This is a genomic window from Micromonospora sp. WMMC250 (assembly GCF_027460215.1).
GTDB lineage: Bacteria > Actinomycetota > Actinomycetes > Mycobacteriales > Micromonosporaceae > Micromonospora > Micromonospora taraxaci.
This window is the reverse complement of record NZ_JAPZBJ010000002.1, coordinates 5,898,940-5,913,207: the sequence shown is the minus strand read 5'-3', so window position 1 is coordinate 5,913,207 and position 14,268 is coordinate 5,898,940. Positions and strand designations below refer to the sequence as shown.

Here is a 14,268-nt window from a genome sequence, read left to right as displayed (position 1 = left end):
ATGACCACTACCACTCGCATCGAACGACACCACTACGACGTCGTCGTCATCGGGGCCGGCGGCGCCGGTCTGCGTGCCGCCATCGAGGCCCGGCTCGCCGGCAAGAAGACCGCGATCATCTCCAAGTCGCTGTTCGGTAAGGCGCACACGGTGATGGCCGAGGGCGGCGCGGCAGCCGCGATGGGCAACGTGAACAGCCGGGACAACTGGCAGGTGCACTTCCGCGACACCATGCGCGGCGGCAAGTTCCTGAACAACTTTCGGATGGCCGAGCTGCACGCGAAGGAGTCGCCGCAGCGGATCTGGGAGTTGGAGACGTACGGTGCGCTCTTCGACCGCACCAAGGACGGCAAGATCTCGCAGCGCAACTTCGGTGGCCACGAGTACCCGCGCCTGGCGCACGTGGGCGACCGGACCGGCCTGGAGCTGATCCGCACCCTCCAGCAGAAGATCGTCTCGCTTCAGCAGGACGACCACCGGGAGTTCGGCTCGTACGACGCCCGGATCAAGGTGTTCTCCGAGACCACCATCACCGAGCTGCTGCTCGACGGTGACCGGGTCGCGGGCGCGTTCGGCTACTACCGCGAGTCGGGCGAGTTCATCCTCTTCGAGGCGCCGGCCGTGGTGCTGGCGACCGGCGGTGTCGGACGCTCCTACAAGGTCACCTCGAACTCCTGGGAGTACACCGGGGACGGGCACGCGTTGGCGCTGCGCGCCGGGGCGACGCTGATCAACATGGAGTTCCTCCAGTTCCACCCGACCGGCATGGTCTGGCCGCCGTCGGTGAAGGGCATCCTGGTCACCGAGTCGGTCCGTGGCGACGGTGGTGTCCTGAAGAACTCCGAGGGCAAGCGGTTCATGTTCGACTACGTCCCCGACGTCTTCCGCAAGCAGTATGCGGAGACCGAGGAGGAGGCGGACCGCTGGTACACCGACCCGGACAACAACCGGCGTCCGCCGGAGCTGCTGCCCCGTGACGAGGTGGCCCGTGCGATCAACAGCGAGGTCAAGGCCGGTCGGGGCTCCCCCGCCGGTGGCGTCTTCCTGGACATCGCGAGCCGGCGTTCGGCCGACGAGATCCGTCGGCGGCTGCCGTCGATGTACCACCAGTTCAAGGAGCTGGCCGACGTCGACATCACCTCCGAGGCGATGGAGGTCGGGCCGACCTGCCACTACGTGATGGGCGGCGTCGAGGTCGACCCGGACTCGGGTGCCGCCTTCGGTCACGTACGCGGCCTGTTCGCCGCCGGTGAGGTCTCCGGTGGCATGCACGGCTCCAACCGGTTGGGCGGTAACTCCCTGTCCGACCTGCTGGTGTTCGGCAAGCGGGCGGGCGGGCACGCGGCCAGCTACGCCGACGGGCTGGCCGCCCGGCCGAAGGTGGCCGTGGACGCCGTCGAGGCCGCCGTGGAGACCGCGCTCGCTCCGCTGCAGCGCGACACCGGCGAGAGCCCGTACACCCTCCAGCAGGATCTTCAGGTGGTCATGGGTGACCTGGTCGGCATCATCCGCAGGGAGGGTGAGCTGGCCGACGCGTTGGTGCGGCTGGCCGAGCTGCGCGAGCGGGTCGCCAAGGTGAGCGCGGCCGGTGGCCGACGCTACAACCCGGGCTGGCATCTGGCCCTGGACCTGCGCAACATGCTGGTGGTCTCGGAGTGCACCGCGAAGGCGGCGCTGGAGCGGCAGGAGTCGCGCGGCGGGCACACCCGGGAGGACTACCCGGCGATGGAGCCGAAGTGGCGGCAGGTGAACCTGGTCTGCTCGCTGGACGGCGACACCGTGCGGCTGACCCGTAAGCCGCTGCCGAAGATGCGACCGGAGCTGATCGGCCTCTTCGACCGTGCGGAGCTGGCCAAGTACCTCACCGACGAGGAGCTGACCGACTTCGACGCCCTCGTCGCCGACGCTGGAGAGGCGGACAACCGATGAGCGCGAAGCGTCAGTTCCGGATCTGGCGGGGTGACGAGACCGGCGGGGACCTACAGGACTACATGGTGGAGGTGAACGAGGGCGAGGTCGTCCTCGACGTCATCCACCGCCTCCAGGCCACCGACGCGCCCGATCTGGCCTGCCGGTGGAACTGCAAGGCCGGCAAGTGCGGCTCCTGCTCCATGGAGATCAACGGCAAGCCGCGGCTGGGCTGCATGACCCGGATGTCGACCTTCGGCGACGACGAGACGGTCACTGTCACCCCGCTGCGGACCTTCCCGGTCATCCGGGACCTGGTCACCGACGTCTCGTTCAACTACGAGAAGGCACGGGAGACGCCGGCGTTCGCCCCGCCGGCCGACGTCGCGCCGGGTGACTACCGGATGCAGCAGGTCGACGTGCAGCGCTCGCAGGAGTTCCGCAAGTGCATCGAGTGCTTCCTGTGCCAGACGGTCTGCCACGTCATCCGTGACCACGACGAGAACAAGCAGGCGTTCTCCGGACCCCGGTACTTCATCCGGGCGGCCGAGCTGGACATGCACCCGCTGGACACCCGGACCGACCGCAAGGAGTACGCGCAGGCCGAACAGGGCCTCGGCTTCTGCAACATCACCAAGTGCTGCACCGAGGTCTGCCCCGAGCACATCAAGATCACCGACAACGGGATCATCCCCATGAAGGAACGGGTCGTCGACCGCAGGTACGATCCCCTTGTGTGGCTTGGTAGCAAGATCTTCCGCCGGGGCGAGACGCCCCAGACCAGCGTGACCACCGCCCGTCAGGGCTCGGCGACGCCGGGTTCAGCCCACGGTGGGCTGCACTCGCACGCGGGTGGTTCCCACGACTCCCGGGCCGAGGCGCAGGCTCAGAGCGGCGTCAACTGGGACCGGGAGGTGCCCCACCCGACCGCTCCGGCGGTGGACGACCGGGGCAAGCTGCCGCTGACCGAGCTCACCTTCGACCGGCCGGCCGCACCGTCGCCGTTCGGTGACGACGTGACCTTCCCGCTGCCTCCGGAGCACCTCAACTTCGCGCACCCGGACCAGGACAAGCACTGACCACCCGAACCAGACGGGGGCCGCGGCGACAGCCGCGGCCCCCGTCCCGTTCGCACCCCCAGGGCCTCAACCCCGGCGATCATGAAGTTATTGCGCTCGCGCGCGGCGTGTCATGGCAATAACTTCATGATCAACGAGGGCTGCGTAGGAGGACGGGGCGGAGGGCTGCGACGATGGGGGCGTCGGCGGGGAGCCAGGTGACCGAGTCCAGTTCGTCGGCGGTCAGCCACCGCAGCGCCTCGTGTTCCAGCGCCTGCGGCTCGTCCCCGTCGAGCAGACGGGCGGCGTACACCTTGAGCACCGAACGGCCGTGTGCCATCCGGACGTCGCGGCCGACCCGATCACCGATCTCGACGCGTACGGCCAACTCCTCGACGCACTCCCGAACGAGCGCGTCGACCTCGGCCTCGCCCGGCTCGACCTTCCCGCCGGGGAACTCCCACATCCCGGCCACCTCGGGCGGGGCGGAGCGCGCGCAGGCGAGCACCCGTCCGTCCCGGATTATCGCCGCGCCGACGATCACCTTCAGGGCCCGTCGTTCGGCCTGCCCGCCATCATTCGCCCGTTCGGTCCGCACGGGCGTCCAGGGTGCCAGATCAATCGGCGGTTTGGGTACCGGAACCGTCCGCTAGGCCAATAGAACACGGAAGTGTGGGCGTGGACACCCCTCCCGCGTGGGGAGAGACTAGGGGACACCGACAAGACACGGGATGGCGACGATTTGGCCACAAGCCGGCAACGGCGCTTGGGGGGTGCGGTGATGCGCGTGCTGTTCAGCAGCAGGTCGAAGCACGACTACCTTGCCGACGCGTTGACCTTGCTATCTGGTTGGACACGCGAAGGGGAGCAGATCCGACGGACGCTCGTGATCGACGATACCCAACACGCGGCGCTAACTGAACGAGTCAAGGTCGTCGCGGACGCGCTGCACCTGCGCCCGGAGATCAGCCGACGGTCCGACAGCACCCAGATCCGGGTCGGGCACGGCAACGGCGAGCCCCTGACCGAGGGCGAGGTCCTGCTGGCCGCCCGCATCGAGGACGCCTACCGGGCGGTCACGGAGTCCTGACGTCCACCTCGGCAGCCATCTCCACATCCTGCGGGTACCACCGCAACTCCACCACGTTGCCGTCCGGGTCGCTGACGTAGATCGAGGTCGCCGAACCACGGGCACCGAACCTGTCGACCGGCCCGGTCAGCACCGTGAAGACCCCCGACTCGACCACCCGCTCCCAGTCCAGCGGCGCCACCACCAGGCAGAAGTGGTCGACGTTCGTGCCCCGCCGGTCAGCGTGGGGAAGATCGCCACGCACCAGGTCGATGATGCATTCGGCGCTGAGCCGCACCGACGGGAACGGCACCCGTCCGGCCCGCCACTCGCCCACCCGGACCGGCGGCAGCCCGAGCTGACCGCAGTAGAAGGCCAGCGAGCGTTCCACGTCGGCGACGGTCAACACCAGGTGGTCGAAACCGGTCACCCGTACCGCGCTCGTGCCGGTGTGGTCGTTGTCGATGCTCATGTCGCTGCCCTTCGTCAGATGTTCCCTGCCGCGTTCACGATCCCCGCACGAGGGACGCCGACCAAGACCTCATGCCGCTACGATCGTTGCCCACAGGTCAACGGTGGGAGCGACGTGCTGGAGCGGTACGAGGTGGAGGCGTTCCTGACACTCGCCGAGGAGTTGCACTTCGGCCGGACCGCCGAGCGGTTGTCCGTCAGCACCGGTCGGGTCAGCCACATCGTGAAGAGGCTGGAGCGTCGGATCGGCGCGCCGCTGTTCGCCCGCACCAGTCGGGTCGTCCGGCTCACCCCGATCGGACGGCAACTCGCCGACGAGCTGGCCCCGTTGGTGGCCGGCATGGACGAGGCCGTCCGCCGGGCGGTCGACGCCGGCCGGGGCGTCACCGGGACGCTACGGGTGGCGTTCCTCGGTGAGTGGACGGCACCGGTGCTGCTGCGGGCCGTGGCCCTGTTCGGCGAACGGCATCCCGACTGCCGGGTGGAGGTGCACGAGGCACAGCTGTCCAACACCCGGTCGGGGCTGCTCGACGGCTCGACGGACGTGCTGATCGCCTCGTTCCCGTTCGACGGGATGGCCACCGGCCCGGCGCTGCTGTCCGAGGACCGGGCGTTGGCGGTGGCGGCGGGTCATCCGCTCACCCGGGAGGTGTCGGTGTCGCTGGAGGTCCTCGCCGACCACCCGGTGGTGCAGTACCCGGCGGTGACCTCGGCGGAGTTCAAGCGGGACCGCACCCCGGAGCGCACCCCGACCGGCCGGCCCATTCCCAAGGGGCCCTCCGGGAACACCTTCTCCGAGATGCTGTCGCTTGTCGCGCTGGGTCGAGGCGTACTGCCGGTGGGTGAGCACACGCGCCGCTACTACCCCCGCCCCGACGTCGCGTACGTGCCCATCCACGACGCACCACCGATCGAACGCGGGCCGGTGTGGCTGCCCAGCAACACCACCACCCGGGTACGCGAGTTCGTCCGCGCCGCGACCGACGCGAACGCGCCGTGAGGCACGGCGAGTTCCAGCATCCCCGCCTGGTCGAGGTCTACGACGCGGAGTGCCGGTGGGGGCCGGACGACGACTTCTTCCAGGCGGTGGTCGGCGAGACGCCGGCGGCCCGGGTGCTCGACCTCGGCTGCGGCACCGGCCGGTTGACCGTCGCCCTTGCCGCCTCGGGTCACACCGTCACCGGCGTCGACCCCGCTGGCGCGTCTCTGGCCGCCGCCCGCGCCCGGCCCGGTGGCGAACGGGTGACCTGGGTCGAGGGCACCTCGGCAGCGCTTCCGAGCGGGGTGTTCGACGTGGCGGTGCTGACCAGATTCGCAGCGCCGGATCACAGTGCCGGGCGGCGGCGAGGTCCGCGCGTGGACAGCAGTCACCGGGGTACGCGACGGAGTGGTCGACTTCACCCACCACTACCACTTCGCCGACGGCGAGCGGTTGGTCAGCTCGGCGACCCTGCGCTTCCGCACCGAGGCGGAGCTGCGCTCGTCTCTGACCACTGCCGGTTTCGTGGTGGACCGTGTGTACGGCGGTTGGCGGCAGGAGCCCGTCGGCCATGGCGACGGCGAGTTCGTGGTCCTCGCCCGGGCGGGCACTGTGGCACCGGGTTTCTAACCTGGGGCGCATGGCGAACATCGCGTACGACCGCAAAGAGCAGGTCCAGCAGATCGAGAGCGGCCTCCTCGAGGGTGAGCAGATCATCGCCGTCTACGACGCCGTCGGCACGGGCACCGGGTTCATCGGGCTGACCGACCGCCGCGTGATCATCCAGGACCGCTCCTTCGTCGGGAAGCGGTTCGCGATCACCAGCATCCCGTACTCGAAGATCACCAGCGTGAGCGTGGTCAGCAACAAGTCCTGGGGAGGATCGTTCTTCTCCACCGGCGCCATCGCGATCCACGTCGGCACGCACACCTACGAGGTGGAGTTCCGTGGTGCGCAGAAGAGCCACCACGTGCACAACGTGATCCTGCACCACATCTCCTGACCTGAAGTCCCGCTGCGGGCCCGGCCGGCGTAATTGCCTTGCCGGGCCCGCGCCGTCTCTGGTGTCCTCGGTCGACAGTCACGCGAAGGGAGCAGCGCCATGCCCGCTACGACGAAGTGCCTCCGACCCGACGTCAATCGCACCGAGGAATCGAGACTTCGTGAGCAGATCTGTTCCCCCGACCACGGCGCCGCCGCGCGCCACTGACACCAACCGCGGAGGCCGCTGATGTCGGTCTTCGACGATCCCGGCCTCTTCGGCCGACTGTGGGCCGCCGAATACGACGGCCCGGGCAACCCCGACCCGATGCCGGCGGTGGACTTCCTGGCCGATCTGGCCGACGGTGGTCCGGTTCTCGAACTGGCGATCGGCACCGGCCGGGTCGCTCTTCCGCTGGCCGAGCGTGGTCTGGCCGTGCACGGCGTTGAGGCGTCCGAGGAGATGGTGGCGCATCTGCGGGCCAAGCCCGGCGGCGACCGGATCCCGGTGGTCATCGCCGACATGGCCGACGTGCCGGTGGACGGTGAGTTCCGGCTCGCGTACCTGGTCTTCAACACGCTGTTCAACCTGGTCGACGCGGAGCGGCAGGCGGACTGCTTCCGCAACGTCGCCCGGGTGCTGTCGCCCGGTGGCGCGTTCGTCATCGAGACGTTCGTACCCGACCCGCGCAGCTTCGACAGGGACGAGCAGGTGCGGGTGTGGGACGTGACCGAGGACTCGGCGACGATCCGGCTGCACAAGTACGACCGGCCGGCGCAGCGGTTCATCAGGCAGACCATCACCTTCGACAGTGATGGCGTGCACCTGAAGCCGTTCGCCATGCGCTACGCCTGGCCGCACCAGATCGACGCGATGGCGCAGCAGGCGGGGCTTCGGCTGACCGAACGGTACGCCGACTGGCAACGGCGGCCGTTCCAGGCCGACAGCCCGTCGCACATCTCCGTCTACCGGGCGGAGTAGCGGTTGGTCGACTCGGGTTCCGGGAAGTCGGGGTGTCATCGCCACGACGACACCCCGACGTCAAGGAACCCGAGTCGATCTCCTCCGACGATCCAGGACCGACCCGGCAGTCGGTCTGAACCGCAAGGGCCTGCCGCCACAGCTCTACTGAGCCGTGGAGTGAGGCGCCACCGAAGAGATGGGGCACCCCACCCCGACGATCCGGCCGTCACCGAGATCAGTGCCCGTCGCTGATCTGGACGTCGTCCGGTGCCGGCCGGCCGCGCCCCGTCTCCACCAGCGCCTTGAGACTCATCAGGAAGGTCGCCCACTTGGTGCTGCACTGGTGCATCAGCTCGGTCGGCTCGCCCCAGCCCTCGTGTGTGAACTGGACGATCGTGTACCTGCCACGCTGTTCGAGACGCCAGTTGATCTCAGTGCCGATCCATTCCGCAGGGCCATCGGTGACCCGCCACCGTACCCGGCCGGCCGGGTCCGACTCCAGGATGTCCAGGTCGAAGCCACCGTCGTCGCTGAACCGGACGGCCAACCGTCCTCCGACCTCGCTCTTCCCGGCCGTGTCGACGGACCACCATCCGGCAACGCCCTCGGGAGTTGCCACCGCTCGGTGGACGTCGGCCAGCGGAGCGACGACGCCGACCTGGTGCAGAATGTTGACCATTGTCATGCTCCTTCGCTGTTGTCGCGGTCGCGTTCGATTGCCTCGGCGATCCGCTTGATCCGGCGTAGACGGGCATCCCAGGTCGCGCCCACCGCCGACAGTTGGGCGACCGCGCGGGCGAGCTGCGCCTCGTCGACCTGGTAGTGACGCTCCCGGCCGGCCGGCTCGCCGTGGATCAGCCCCACCCGGTCCAGGACGGCCAGGTGCTTCGCGACGGCCTGGCGGGTGACGGGCAGCCGTCTGCTCAGCGACGTTGCAGTGCCCGGTCCGTCGGCGAGAAGAAGATCGATCATGGTACGCCGGGTGGGGTCGCCGATCGCGGACCACAACTCGTCGTCGACTGCCGTACTCACGGGGTGGCGACCAGCCGCTCGACGTACGTGCCCAGCCTGGGCATGTAGTGGTCCCAGCCGTCCTCGTGGTCGCGGTACTGCTCCTCCAGGACGGCGACCTCCCACCCCATCTCGCGGAACCCCGTCTCGGTCATCCGGACCCGGGTGCCCGCACCGCTGGGCGCCAGGTCGAAGGTGACGAGCAGCGCCTCCCCGTTCCGGCCCTCGTCGGTGAAGCACCACCGGAAGGAGAATCGCTTTGGCGGGTCGACCTCGACCACGGCGAGGGCGACGGTCGTCGTCTCGCCGGTGTCGCTGTTGCGCCAGACCAGCTCGCCGGGCGCGCCAGCGACCGACTCGAACCGCGCGTCGTCCGGCCACCACTCCCGCATGTGCTCCGGCCGGCTGACCACCTCGAAGACCACCTCGGGTGCCGCGTCGACGTGGATGTCGCGCTCGATCGTTCCCTGTTCCATGCTCTCATCCTTTCGCAACCTTTGGTTGCACCTAACCTACGCCGACCACCTCCCTCACGCAACCTTTCGTTGCATGTCTCGGGATCGTCGTACCCGGGTCGGACAATGCCCGGCATGTCTGAGACGACTCCGCACCAGCACCACGCCATCGACTACGTCGAGTTCACGGTGACCGACCTCGCCGAGGCCAAGCGCTTCTACGCCGAGGCGTTCGGTTGGCAGTTCAACGACTACGGCCCGGGGTACGCGGGCATCCGCAACCCCCAGGGTGACTCCGAGGTCGGCGGTCTGCGCCTGGACGAGGCCGTACGCGCCCGCGGTCCGCTGGTGCTGCTCTTCTCGACCGACCTCGACACGTCGGTGCAGGCGGTCAAGGACGCTGGCGGCCAGGTGGTCGACGGGCCGTACGAGTTCCCCGGCGGCCGGCGGTTCCACTTCACCGACCCCAGCGGCAACGAGCTGGGTGTCTGGGCCGAGCAGTAGACCCCTGTCGGATGGCGGCCGGCCGGCTTGACCGGCCACCATACGATCCGCGCATGAGGCGTGCGGACATAGACGGGGTCACGGTCCTCCGACGCGACCTGCCGGGCGTGCTGGGCGCATCGTTGACCTTCGGCTGCGGCACCCGCGACGAGGAACTCGACTCCATCGGCCTGAACCATCTGGTGCACCATCTACTGGAACGGGCCGACCCGTACGTCGCGGACAAGTACGCGAACGACACCTGGGTGAACGAGACCTCGTTCGTCGCCGCCGGCACGCCCGAGCAGATCGCGGAACACTTCACCACTCTCTGCTCGACCATCAGCCATCTTCCGCCCACCGACCTGTCCGACGCGGTCGCCGACGTCGACGCGGACGACCGGGACGTGTCCGACATCGACGAGGGCGTGCTCGACCCGTGGGGATCACTGCTCGCGCGGCGGTTCGGGCCGCGCGGGCACGGCCTGGCGCGCTGGCCGGCAGTGGACTACCGACTCTTCACGGCCGACGAGATCAGACAGCATGTCGGCAGGTTCTTCACCAGCGGCAACGCCGTCCTCGCAACGACCGCCGAAGCACCTCCGTCGATGCGACTGCTACTGCCCGCCGGACCCCGCGCAGACCACGACACACGCCTCGCGAACCACCAGTCGGGCCCGGTCTGGTACGCCGATGAGGTGCACGGTGTGGCGCTGGTCGTCAGCTCCCCGCCCAGCGCCGAAGCCCTCCTGCTGATGGCCGCGCTGAGATCGCGCATCTTCCAGGCGGTGCAGCGGGCCGGGGTCGCCCGGTACGCCGAACTCATGGCCGAGGTCGTCGACGGCACGCGGCACGAACTCGGCATCAGGATCGACCCGACGAGCGCCCGGCGGTTCGACGCCGCGGTGGCGGCGGAACTGCTCTGGGCCGAGCTACGGAGACTGGTGCACGACGGGCTCGACCAGGCCGACATGGCGAACCTGGAAGCGAGTCGGACCGTGGCCATACCCGCCGACCTCGTGCCGACGTACGACGCGTTGGCGTGGATGCGGCCGATCCAACAGCTCGAATCCGCTGCCCACCGGGAGTTGCTCGGCACCACCGAGCACTACCTCACGGATCCGCTCACCGAACCGGACGGGCTCTCTCCGGCCGCGGCGCGGGACATCATGTCGGGATGGCTCTCCTCCGCCATGATCGTCGTGCCGTACGGATCTCGACCGGACCTCCCCGGCGTCACCGACGCCTCCTGCCCCCGAACTCGCTTCGTGCCGGCAGGTGACGTGGTCCGGCCGGCCTTCAGGAAGCGGTTCGGCAACAAGGGCTCGCTGGTGATCAGCACCGACGCGATCTCCACGGTGGACGGCGACGGCAACGTGCACACCGTTCCGCTGTCCCAGGCGCTCGTGGTCGAACGGGACGACGCGCTCTGGCTCGCCCACGTCGGCCACGGCTGCGTCACCACCATCTCGGACTTCGCCAGCGCCGCCGGCAAGCTCCGGTCCGTGCTACCCGCGCGGCGGATCCGTCGAGCGTCGAGGACCTGAGCCCGCAGGCGGGTTCCCAGCGGCCGTCACTGGCGCCGGGCGCGCAGCACGCCGGTCAGCATCGGCAGTGTGAACTCGCCCTCGGCGGTCTCCGGCCTGCTTCCGAGAAACGAACGGATCCGGCCGAGCAACGCCTCCCGGTCCGCCTCCGGCATGACCAGCATTCCCGCCCGGGTCGCGAGTGTCGCGACGAGGGACTCGGCGGTACGGCGCTGCCCGTGCGGAAACTCGGTCTGCTCCGACGACCCGAACCGGACAGCCGGACCGAGCATGTCCGCTGTCGCCGTCCGCCAGGCGCTCAAGGTGTCCCGCGGACCGATGGCCGCGCTCCCGCTGACCCGTTCGAGCTCGGCAACCCAGTCGATCCGGTCGTCCATGACGTTCCACAGACCAGCCAGGACGCCTCCGGGTGCGAGGACCCGGGCGATTTCCGGCCCCGCGACGGCCATGTCGAACCAGTGCAGGGCGTTGCCGGCCACCACGGCATCGACTGACGCGTCCGGCAACGGGATGACCTCGGCGCTGCCCGGCAGCGCACGGACGGCCGGCATCGCGCGGCGCAGCTCGGCGAGCATCGCCGGGTCGGGCTCGACCGCGACGACGTCCACGCCCACCGCGAGCAGTGTGGCGGACAGCTTGCCGGTGCCGGCGCCAAGGTCGAGCACGCGTTGGCCGGGCGCGACGTCGAGCGCCCATCGAACGGCGGCCTGCGCGTAGTCCGGGCGGTGCTCGGCGTACGCGGCAGCCGCCGCGCCGAACGACGATCGCAGCAGCTGTTCCGTCATGGGTTCAACCTACGTGTGCGATCCTGCCACCTGTCCGGTGGCACGACCATCCAGGGGAGACAAGCATGGAGATCACCTCTGGCGGTACGACGGGGCCCCGTCTTGCCGGCGGTCTAGCCGTTCTCGACAACAACGTCTACGGCCGCCTCCACCACGCGCCGAGGGCGCAGGATCTGGCCGAGATGTTCGTGCGGGCGGGTTGGCGTGCTCGCGCGAGCTCGTGGACCGACTACGAGGTCGGCCACGAATGGGTGCGCGTTGAACTGGTCGAGGCGTCGCCGGACGAACATCTCTTCAGCGGCGTCGTCGATCCGTCCCGCGTCGACGAACTCGCTGCCTTCTTCGCGGGACTGGGCCTGCGCTACTCGATCGAGCTGTGGAGCGACGACCAGACGGAACTTGTGCGAGAACTCGCTGGATGACCGGTTCGGTCTGAGGCTGCGTCCTGGCCCGTCCTCGCCGATCCCAAAGGCAACGAATTCCGCCTGCTCAGGCACCACCTCGACCCACTCTGACGGCCCTCGCCCCACCGATCGACGCAACCGTCACCGGGCACCCGCCGACAAGATCTCTGGCGACACCATCAATAGCTGAGGGCCGGACGGATGGCCGGACTCAGACGTTGAAGCGGAACTCCACGACGTCGCCGTCCTGCATGACGTACTCCTTGCCCTCGATGCGGACCTTGCCCGCCGCCTTGGCCGACGCCATCGAGCCGTGCTCGACCAGGTCGTGGTACGAGACGACCTCGGCCTTGATGAAGCCGCGCTGGAAGTCGCTGTGGATGACGCCCGCGGCCTCCGGCGCGGTGGCGCCGATCGGGACGGTCCAGGCGCGTGCCTCCTTGGGGCCGGCCGTGAGGTACGTCTGGAGGCCGAGGGTGCGGAAGCCGACGCGGACGAGTTGGTTGAGGCCCGGCTCGTTCTGGCCGATCGACTCCAGCAGCTCGCGGGCCTCATCCTCGGGCAGGTCGACCAGCTCAGATTCAATCTTGGCGTCCATGAAGACGGCCTCGGCGGGGGCGACCAGGGCCCGCAGTTCGTCGAGGAACGCCTCGTTGGCCAGCTCGGCCTCGTCGACGTTGAAGACGTACAGGAAGGGCTTGGTGGTGAGCAGGTGCAGCTCGCGCAGGTGCTCAAGCTCGATCTTGGCGGCGGCGGCCCCGGAGTAGAGGGTGGTGCCGCCGTCGAGCACCTCGATGGCGGCCTTCGCGGCGGCCACGGCGACGGCCCGGTCCTTGCGGAGCTTGGCCTCCTTCTCCAACCGGGGCAGCGCCTTGTCCAGGGTCTGCAGGTCGGCGAGGATCAGCTCGGTGTTGATCGTCTCGATGTCGTCGGCCGGGGAGATCTTGCCGTCGACGTGCACCACGTTCGGGTCGGAGAAGGCCCGGACGACCTGGCAGATCGCCGACGCGTCCCGGATGTTCGCCAGGAAGGCGTTGCCCCGGCCCTGCCCCTTCGACGCGCCGCGAACCAGGCCGGCGATGTCGACGAACGACACCGGGGCCGGCAGCACCTTCTGCGAGGAGAAGATCTCGGCCAGCTTGCCCAGCCGTTCGTCAGGAAGCCCGACCACGCCGACGTTGGGCTCGATGGTGGCGAACGGGTAGTTCGCCGCCAGCACGTCGTTCTTGGTCAACGCGTTGAAAAGCGTGCTCTTGCCGACGTTGGGCAGGCCGACGATGCCGATGGAGAGACTCACGACCAGCCAGCTTACGCGGGTGCCGACCGGGCCGACCCACGCGCCTCCGACTCTGCCCGACCGCCGCCGCTCAGCCGAGCAGGCGTGGGGCGATGACCGCCTCCCGGACGCTGCCGTCCACGCCGCGGCTGACCTCGTACGCCGAGACGCCCTCACGGTCCGCGACTGCCTCGACCAACCGGGTGCCCCGGTAGACCAGCCCGACCCCGTCGTCGGTGCAGTGGCTGGTCGGCAGCGTCTCGTCACCGACCAGCTCGTGCATGAGCGGGCGACGTTGGCCCTCGCTGTCGTAGTGCACCCCGTTGCCGTACGGCAGCCAGCCGAGGCCCTCGGTGAAGCCACGCAGCCGGGGGCCGAAGCTGTCGGTGGCACCGCCGGCGTGCCAGCAGATCGAGCCGGCGGAGACACCGGCCAGCACCACGCCGGCCTGCCAGCACTCGTGCAGGATCTCGTCGAGCCCGTGGACCCGCCAGACGGCGACCAGGTTGGCCACGCTGCCGCCGCCGACCCAGATCACGTCCTGGTCGAGCAGATGGGCGCGAACGTCCTCGACGTTCGGCATGGGGAACAGTGCGAGGTGCGACAGCCGGAACCGGGTGGCGGCGAACGCGCTGTAGACAGCGGTCAGCGAGGTGGGCTGGTCGCCGACGGCCTGCCCGAGGTAGCAGACCCGCGGGTGCGGACCAGCCTCGGCCAGCTCGGCCGCCAGGTCGAAGACCGGGCTGGGCCGCATGTCGTAGGGCCCTCGGTCACCCCGGGAGAAGCCCATGCTGGTGGCGATGATGGTCGGCTCGCTGGCGGGCATCGGGGCGTCCTTCCGTCGGGGCGTTGCCGTGCTAATCCTGCCTCAGCCGAC

Annotated in this window: 18 protein-coding genes and 1 pseudogene; 11 read left to right on the top strand and 8 right to left on the bottom strand. The window is 69.4% G+C overall.

Annotated features, from left to right (window positions below; all coding sequences use genetic code 11):
* The gene (locus O3438_RS26815) at positions 1 to 1,929 is read left to right on the top strand and encodes a fumarate reductase/succinate dehydrogenase flavoprotein subunit (protein WP_269682423.1); all 1,929 of its coding nucleotides are present in this window, start codon (positions 1 to 3) and stop codon (positions 1,927 to 1,929) included.
* Complete coding sequence (locus O3438_RS26810; RefSeq protein ID WP_269682422.1) at positions 1,926 to 2,987, top strand: succinate dehydrogenase/fumarate reductase iron-sulfur subunit; 1,062 nt, start codon at positions 1,926 to 1,928, stop codon at positions 2,985 to 2,987. The genes O3438_RS26815 and O3438_RS26810 overlap by 4 nt, the downstream gene beginning before the upstream one ends.
* Positions 2,988 to 3,117: 130 nt before the next feature.
* Here the strand turns inward: O3438_RS26810 and O3438_RS26805 are convergent, their stop codons facing one another.
* Positions 3,118 to 3,564, bottom strand: a complete 447-nt coding sequence (locus tag O3438_RS26805) for a (deoxy)nucleoside triphosphate pyrophosphohydrolase (protein ID WP_269682421.1) — start codon at positions 3,562 to 3,564, stop codon at positions 3,118 to 3,120.
* Between the two features lie 183 nt (positions 3,565 to 3,747).
* Between O3438_RS26805 and O3438_RS26800 the strand changes: the two genes are divergently transcribed.
* Positions 3,748 to 4,056 carry a 4a-hydroxytetrahydrobiopterin dehydratase gene (locus O3438_RS26800; protein WP_088991390.1) on the top strand — a complete coding sequence of 103 codons (309 nt, stop codon included), beginning with the start codon at positions 3,748 to 3,750 and terminating at the stop codon, positions 4,054 to 4,056.
* On the opposite strand, the gene O3438_RS26795 is transcribed toward O3438_RS26800, so the two are convergent.
* Positions 4,043 to 4,507, bottom strand: coding sequence for a VOC family protein (locus O3438_RS26795; protein WP_269682420.1), 465 nt, complete (start codon positions 4,505 to 4,507; stop codon positions 4,043 to 4,045). The genes O3438_RS26800 and O3438_RS26795 overlap by 14 nt on opposite strands.
* Positions 4,508 to 4,621: 114 nt before the next feature.
* Between O3438_RS26795 and O3438_RS26790 the strand changes: the two genes are divergently transcribed.
* The 5 genes and pseudogenes from O3438_RS26790 to O3438_RS26770 all read left to right on the top strand — a co-directional run bounded on the left by O3438_RS26790 (position 4,622) and on the right by O3438_RS26770 (position 7,448).
* Entirely contained in the window at positions 4,622 to 5,506 is an 885-nt protein-coding gene (locus O3438_RS26790; protein ID WP_269682419.1) for a LysR family transcriptional regulator, read from the top strand.
* Positions 5,434 to 5,754: pseudogene (locus O3438_RS34220) on the top strand (class I SAM-dependent methyltransferase); the annotation flags it as partial. The gene O3438_RS26790 and the pseudogene O3438_RS34220, both read left to right, overlap by 73 nt.
* A gap of 82 nt (positions 5,755 to 5,836) precedes the next feature.
* The gene (locus tag O3438_RS26780) at positions 5,837 to 6,115 is read left to right on the top strand and encodes a hypothetical protein (RefSeq protein ID WP_269683858.1); all 279 of its coding nucleotides are present in this window, start codon (positions 5,837 to 5,839) and stop codon (positions 6,113 to 6,115) included.
* A 10-nt stretch (positions 6,116 to 6,125) separates the two neighbouring features.
* Entirely contained in the window at positions 6,126 to 6,488 is a 363-nt protein-coding gene (locus tag O3438_RS26775; RefSeq protein WP_030337500.1) for a PH domain-containing protein, read from the top strand.
* Between the two features lie 228 nt (positions 6,489 to 6,716).
* Positions 6,717 to 7,448, top strand: coding sequence for a class I SAM-dependent methyltransferase (locus O3438_RS26770; protein WP_269682418.1), 732 nt, complete (start codon positions 6,717 to 6,719; stop codon positions 7,446 to 7,448).
* A gap of 217 nt (positions 7,449 to 7,665) precedes the next feature.
* Here the strand turns inward: O3438_RS26770 and O3438_RS26765 are convergent, their stop codons facing one another.
* The 3 genes from O3438_RS26765 to O3438_RS26755 are packed head-to-tail and all read right to left on the bottom strand — an operon-like array spanning position 7,666 to position 8,917.
* Positions 7,666 to 8,109, bottom strand: a complete 444-nt coding sequence (locus O3438_RS26765; protein ID WP_269682417.1) for an SRPBCC family protein — start codon at positions 8,107 to 8,109, stop codon at positions 7,666 to 7,668.
* Positions 8,110 to 8,111: 2 nt separating this feature from the next.
* Complete coding sequence (locus O3438_RS26760) at positions 8,112 to 8,462, bottom strand: ArsR/SmtB family transcription factor (RefSeq protein ID WP_269682416.1); 351 nt, start codon at positions 8,460 to 8,462, stop codon at positions 8,112 to 8,114.
* Positions 8,459 to 8,917 (bottom strand): SRPBCC domain-containing protein, encoded by a 459-nt coding sequence (locus O3438_RS26755; RefSeq protein WP_269682415.1) that lies wholly within the window; start codon positions 8,915 to 8,917, stop codon positions 8,459 to 8,461. The genes O3438_RS26760 and O3438_RS26755 overlap by 4 nt, the downstream gene beginning before the upstream one ends.
* A gap of 114 nt (positions 8,918 to 9,031) precedes the next feature.
* On the opposite strand from O3438_RS26755, the gene O3438_RS26750 reads away from it, so the two are divergent.
* Positions 9,032 to 9,400 carry a VOC family protein gene (locus O3438_RS26750; RefSeq protein WP_269682414.1) on the top strand — a complete coding sequence of 123 codons (369 nt, stop codon included), beginning with the start codon at positions 9,032 to 9,034 and terminating at the stop codon, positions 9,398 to 9,400.
* A 53-nt stretch (positions 9,401 to 9,453) separates the two neighbouring features.
* A complete protein-coding gene (locus O3438_RS26745; protein WP_269682413.1) occupies positions 9,454 to 10,926 on the top strand; it encodes a hypothetical protein in 1,473 nt (490 codons plus the stop codon).
* 26 nt (positions 10,927 to 10,952) lie between these two features.
* Here the strand turns inward: O3438_RS26745 and O3438_RS26740 are convergent, their stop codons facing one another.
* Positions 10,953 to 11,711 (bottom strand): class I SAM-dependent methyltransferase, encoded by a 759-nt coding sequence (locus O3438_RS26740; RefSeq protein WP_269682412.1) that lies wholly within the window; start codon positions 11,709 to 11,711, stop codon positions 10,953 to 10,955.
* 65 nt (positions 11,712 to 11,776) lie between these two features.
* Here O3438_RS26740 and O3438_RS26735 point away from each other — a divergent pair, with 65 nt between their 5' ends.
* The gene (locus O3438_RS26735) at positions 11,777 to 12,133 is read left to right on the top strand and encodes a hypothetical protein (RefSeq protein ID WP_269682411.1); all 357 of its coding nucleotides are present in this window, start codon (positions 11,777 to 11,779) and stop codon (positions 12,131 to 12,133) included.
* A 193-nt stretch (positions 12,134 to 12,326) separates the two neighbouring features.
* On the opposite strand, the gene ychF is transcribed toward O3438_RS26735, so the two are convergent.
* Positions 12,327 to 13,412, bottom strand: coding sequence for a redox-regulated ATPase YchF (ychF, locus tag O3438_RS26730; protein WP_269682410.1), 1,086 nt, complete (start codon positions 13,410 to 13,412; stop codon positions 12,327 to 12,329).
* Between the two features lie 70 nt (positions 13,413 to 13,482).
* The gene (locus O3438_RS26725; protein ID WP_269682409.1) at positions 13,483 to 14,217 is read right to left on the bottom strand and encodes a peptidase E; all 735 of its coding nucleotides are present in this window, start codon (positions 14,215 to 14,217) and stop codon (positions 13,483 to 13,485) included.
* Positions 14,218 to 14,268: the final 51 nt, after the last annotated feature.

What these genes read in the sequence shown, in the direction of transcription:
- O3438_RS26770 (WP_269682418.1), top strand. Translation starts at nt 6,717, where the DNA reads ATGTCGGTCTTCGACGATCCCGGCCTCTTCGGCCGACTGTGGGCCGCC.
- O3438_RS26815 (WP_269682423.1), top strand. Translation starts at nt 1, where the DNA reads ATGACCACTACCACTCGCATCGAACGACACCACTACGACGTCGTCGTC.
- O3438_RS26755 (WP_269682415.1), bottom strand. Translation starts at nt 8,917, where the DNA reads ATGGAACAGGGAACGATCGAGCGCGACATCCACGTCGACGCGGCACCC.
- O3438_RS26740 (WP_269682412.1), bottom strand. Translation starts at nt 11,711, where the DNA reads ATGACGGAACAGCTGCTGCGATCGTCGTTCGGCGCGGCGGCTGCCGCG.
- O3438_RS26800 (WP_088991390.1), top strand. Translation starts at nt 3,748, where the DNA reads ATGCGCGTGCTGTTCAGCAGCAGGTCGAAGCACGACTACCTTGCCGAC.
- O3438_RS26745 (WP_269682413.1), top strand. Translation starts at nt 9,454, where the DNA reads ATGAGGCGTGCGGACATAGACGGGGTCACGGTCCTCCGACGCGACCTG.
- O3438_RS26725 (WP_269682409.1), bottom strand. Translation starts at nt 14,217, where the DNA reads ATGCCCGCCAGCGAGCCGACCATCATCGCCACCAGCATGGGCTTCTCC.
- O3438_RS26775 (WP_030337500.1), top strand. Translation starts at nt 6,126, where the DNA reads ATGGCGAACATCGCGTACGACCGCAAAGAGCAGGTCCAGCAGATCGAG.
- O3438_RS26795 (WP_269682420.1), bottom strand. Translation starts at nt 4,507, where the DNA reads ATGAGCATCGACAACGACCACACCGGCACGAGCGCGGTACGGGTGACC.
- O3438_RS26810 (WP_269682422.1), top strand. Translation starts at nt 1,926, where the DNA reads ATGAGCGCGAAGCGTCAGTTCCGGATCTGGCGGGGTGACGAGACCGGC.
- O3438_RS26735 (WP_269682411.1), top strand. Translation starts at nt 11,777, where the DNA reads ATGGAGATCACCTCTGGCGGTACGACGGGGCCCCGTCTTGCCGGCGGT.
- O3438_RS26765 (WP_269682417.1), bottom strand. Translation starts at nt 8,109, where the DNA reads ATGGTCAACATTCTGCACCAGGTCGGCGTCGTCGCTCCGCTGGCCGAC.
- O3438_RS26750 (WP_269682414.1), top strand. Translation starts at nt 9,032, where the DNA reads ATGTCTGAGACGACTCCGCACCAGCACCACGCCATCGACTACGTCGAG.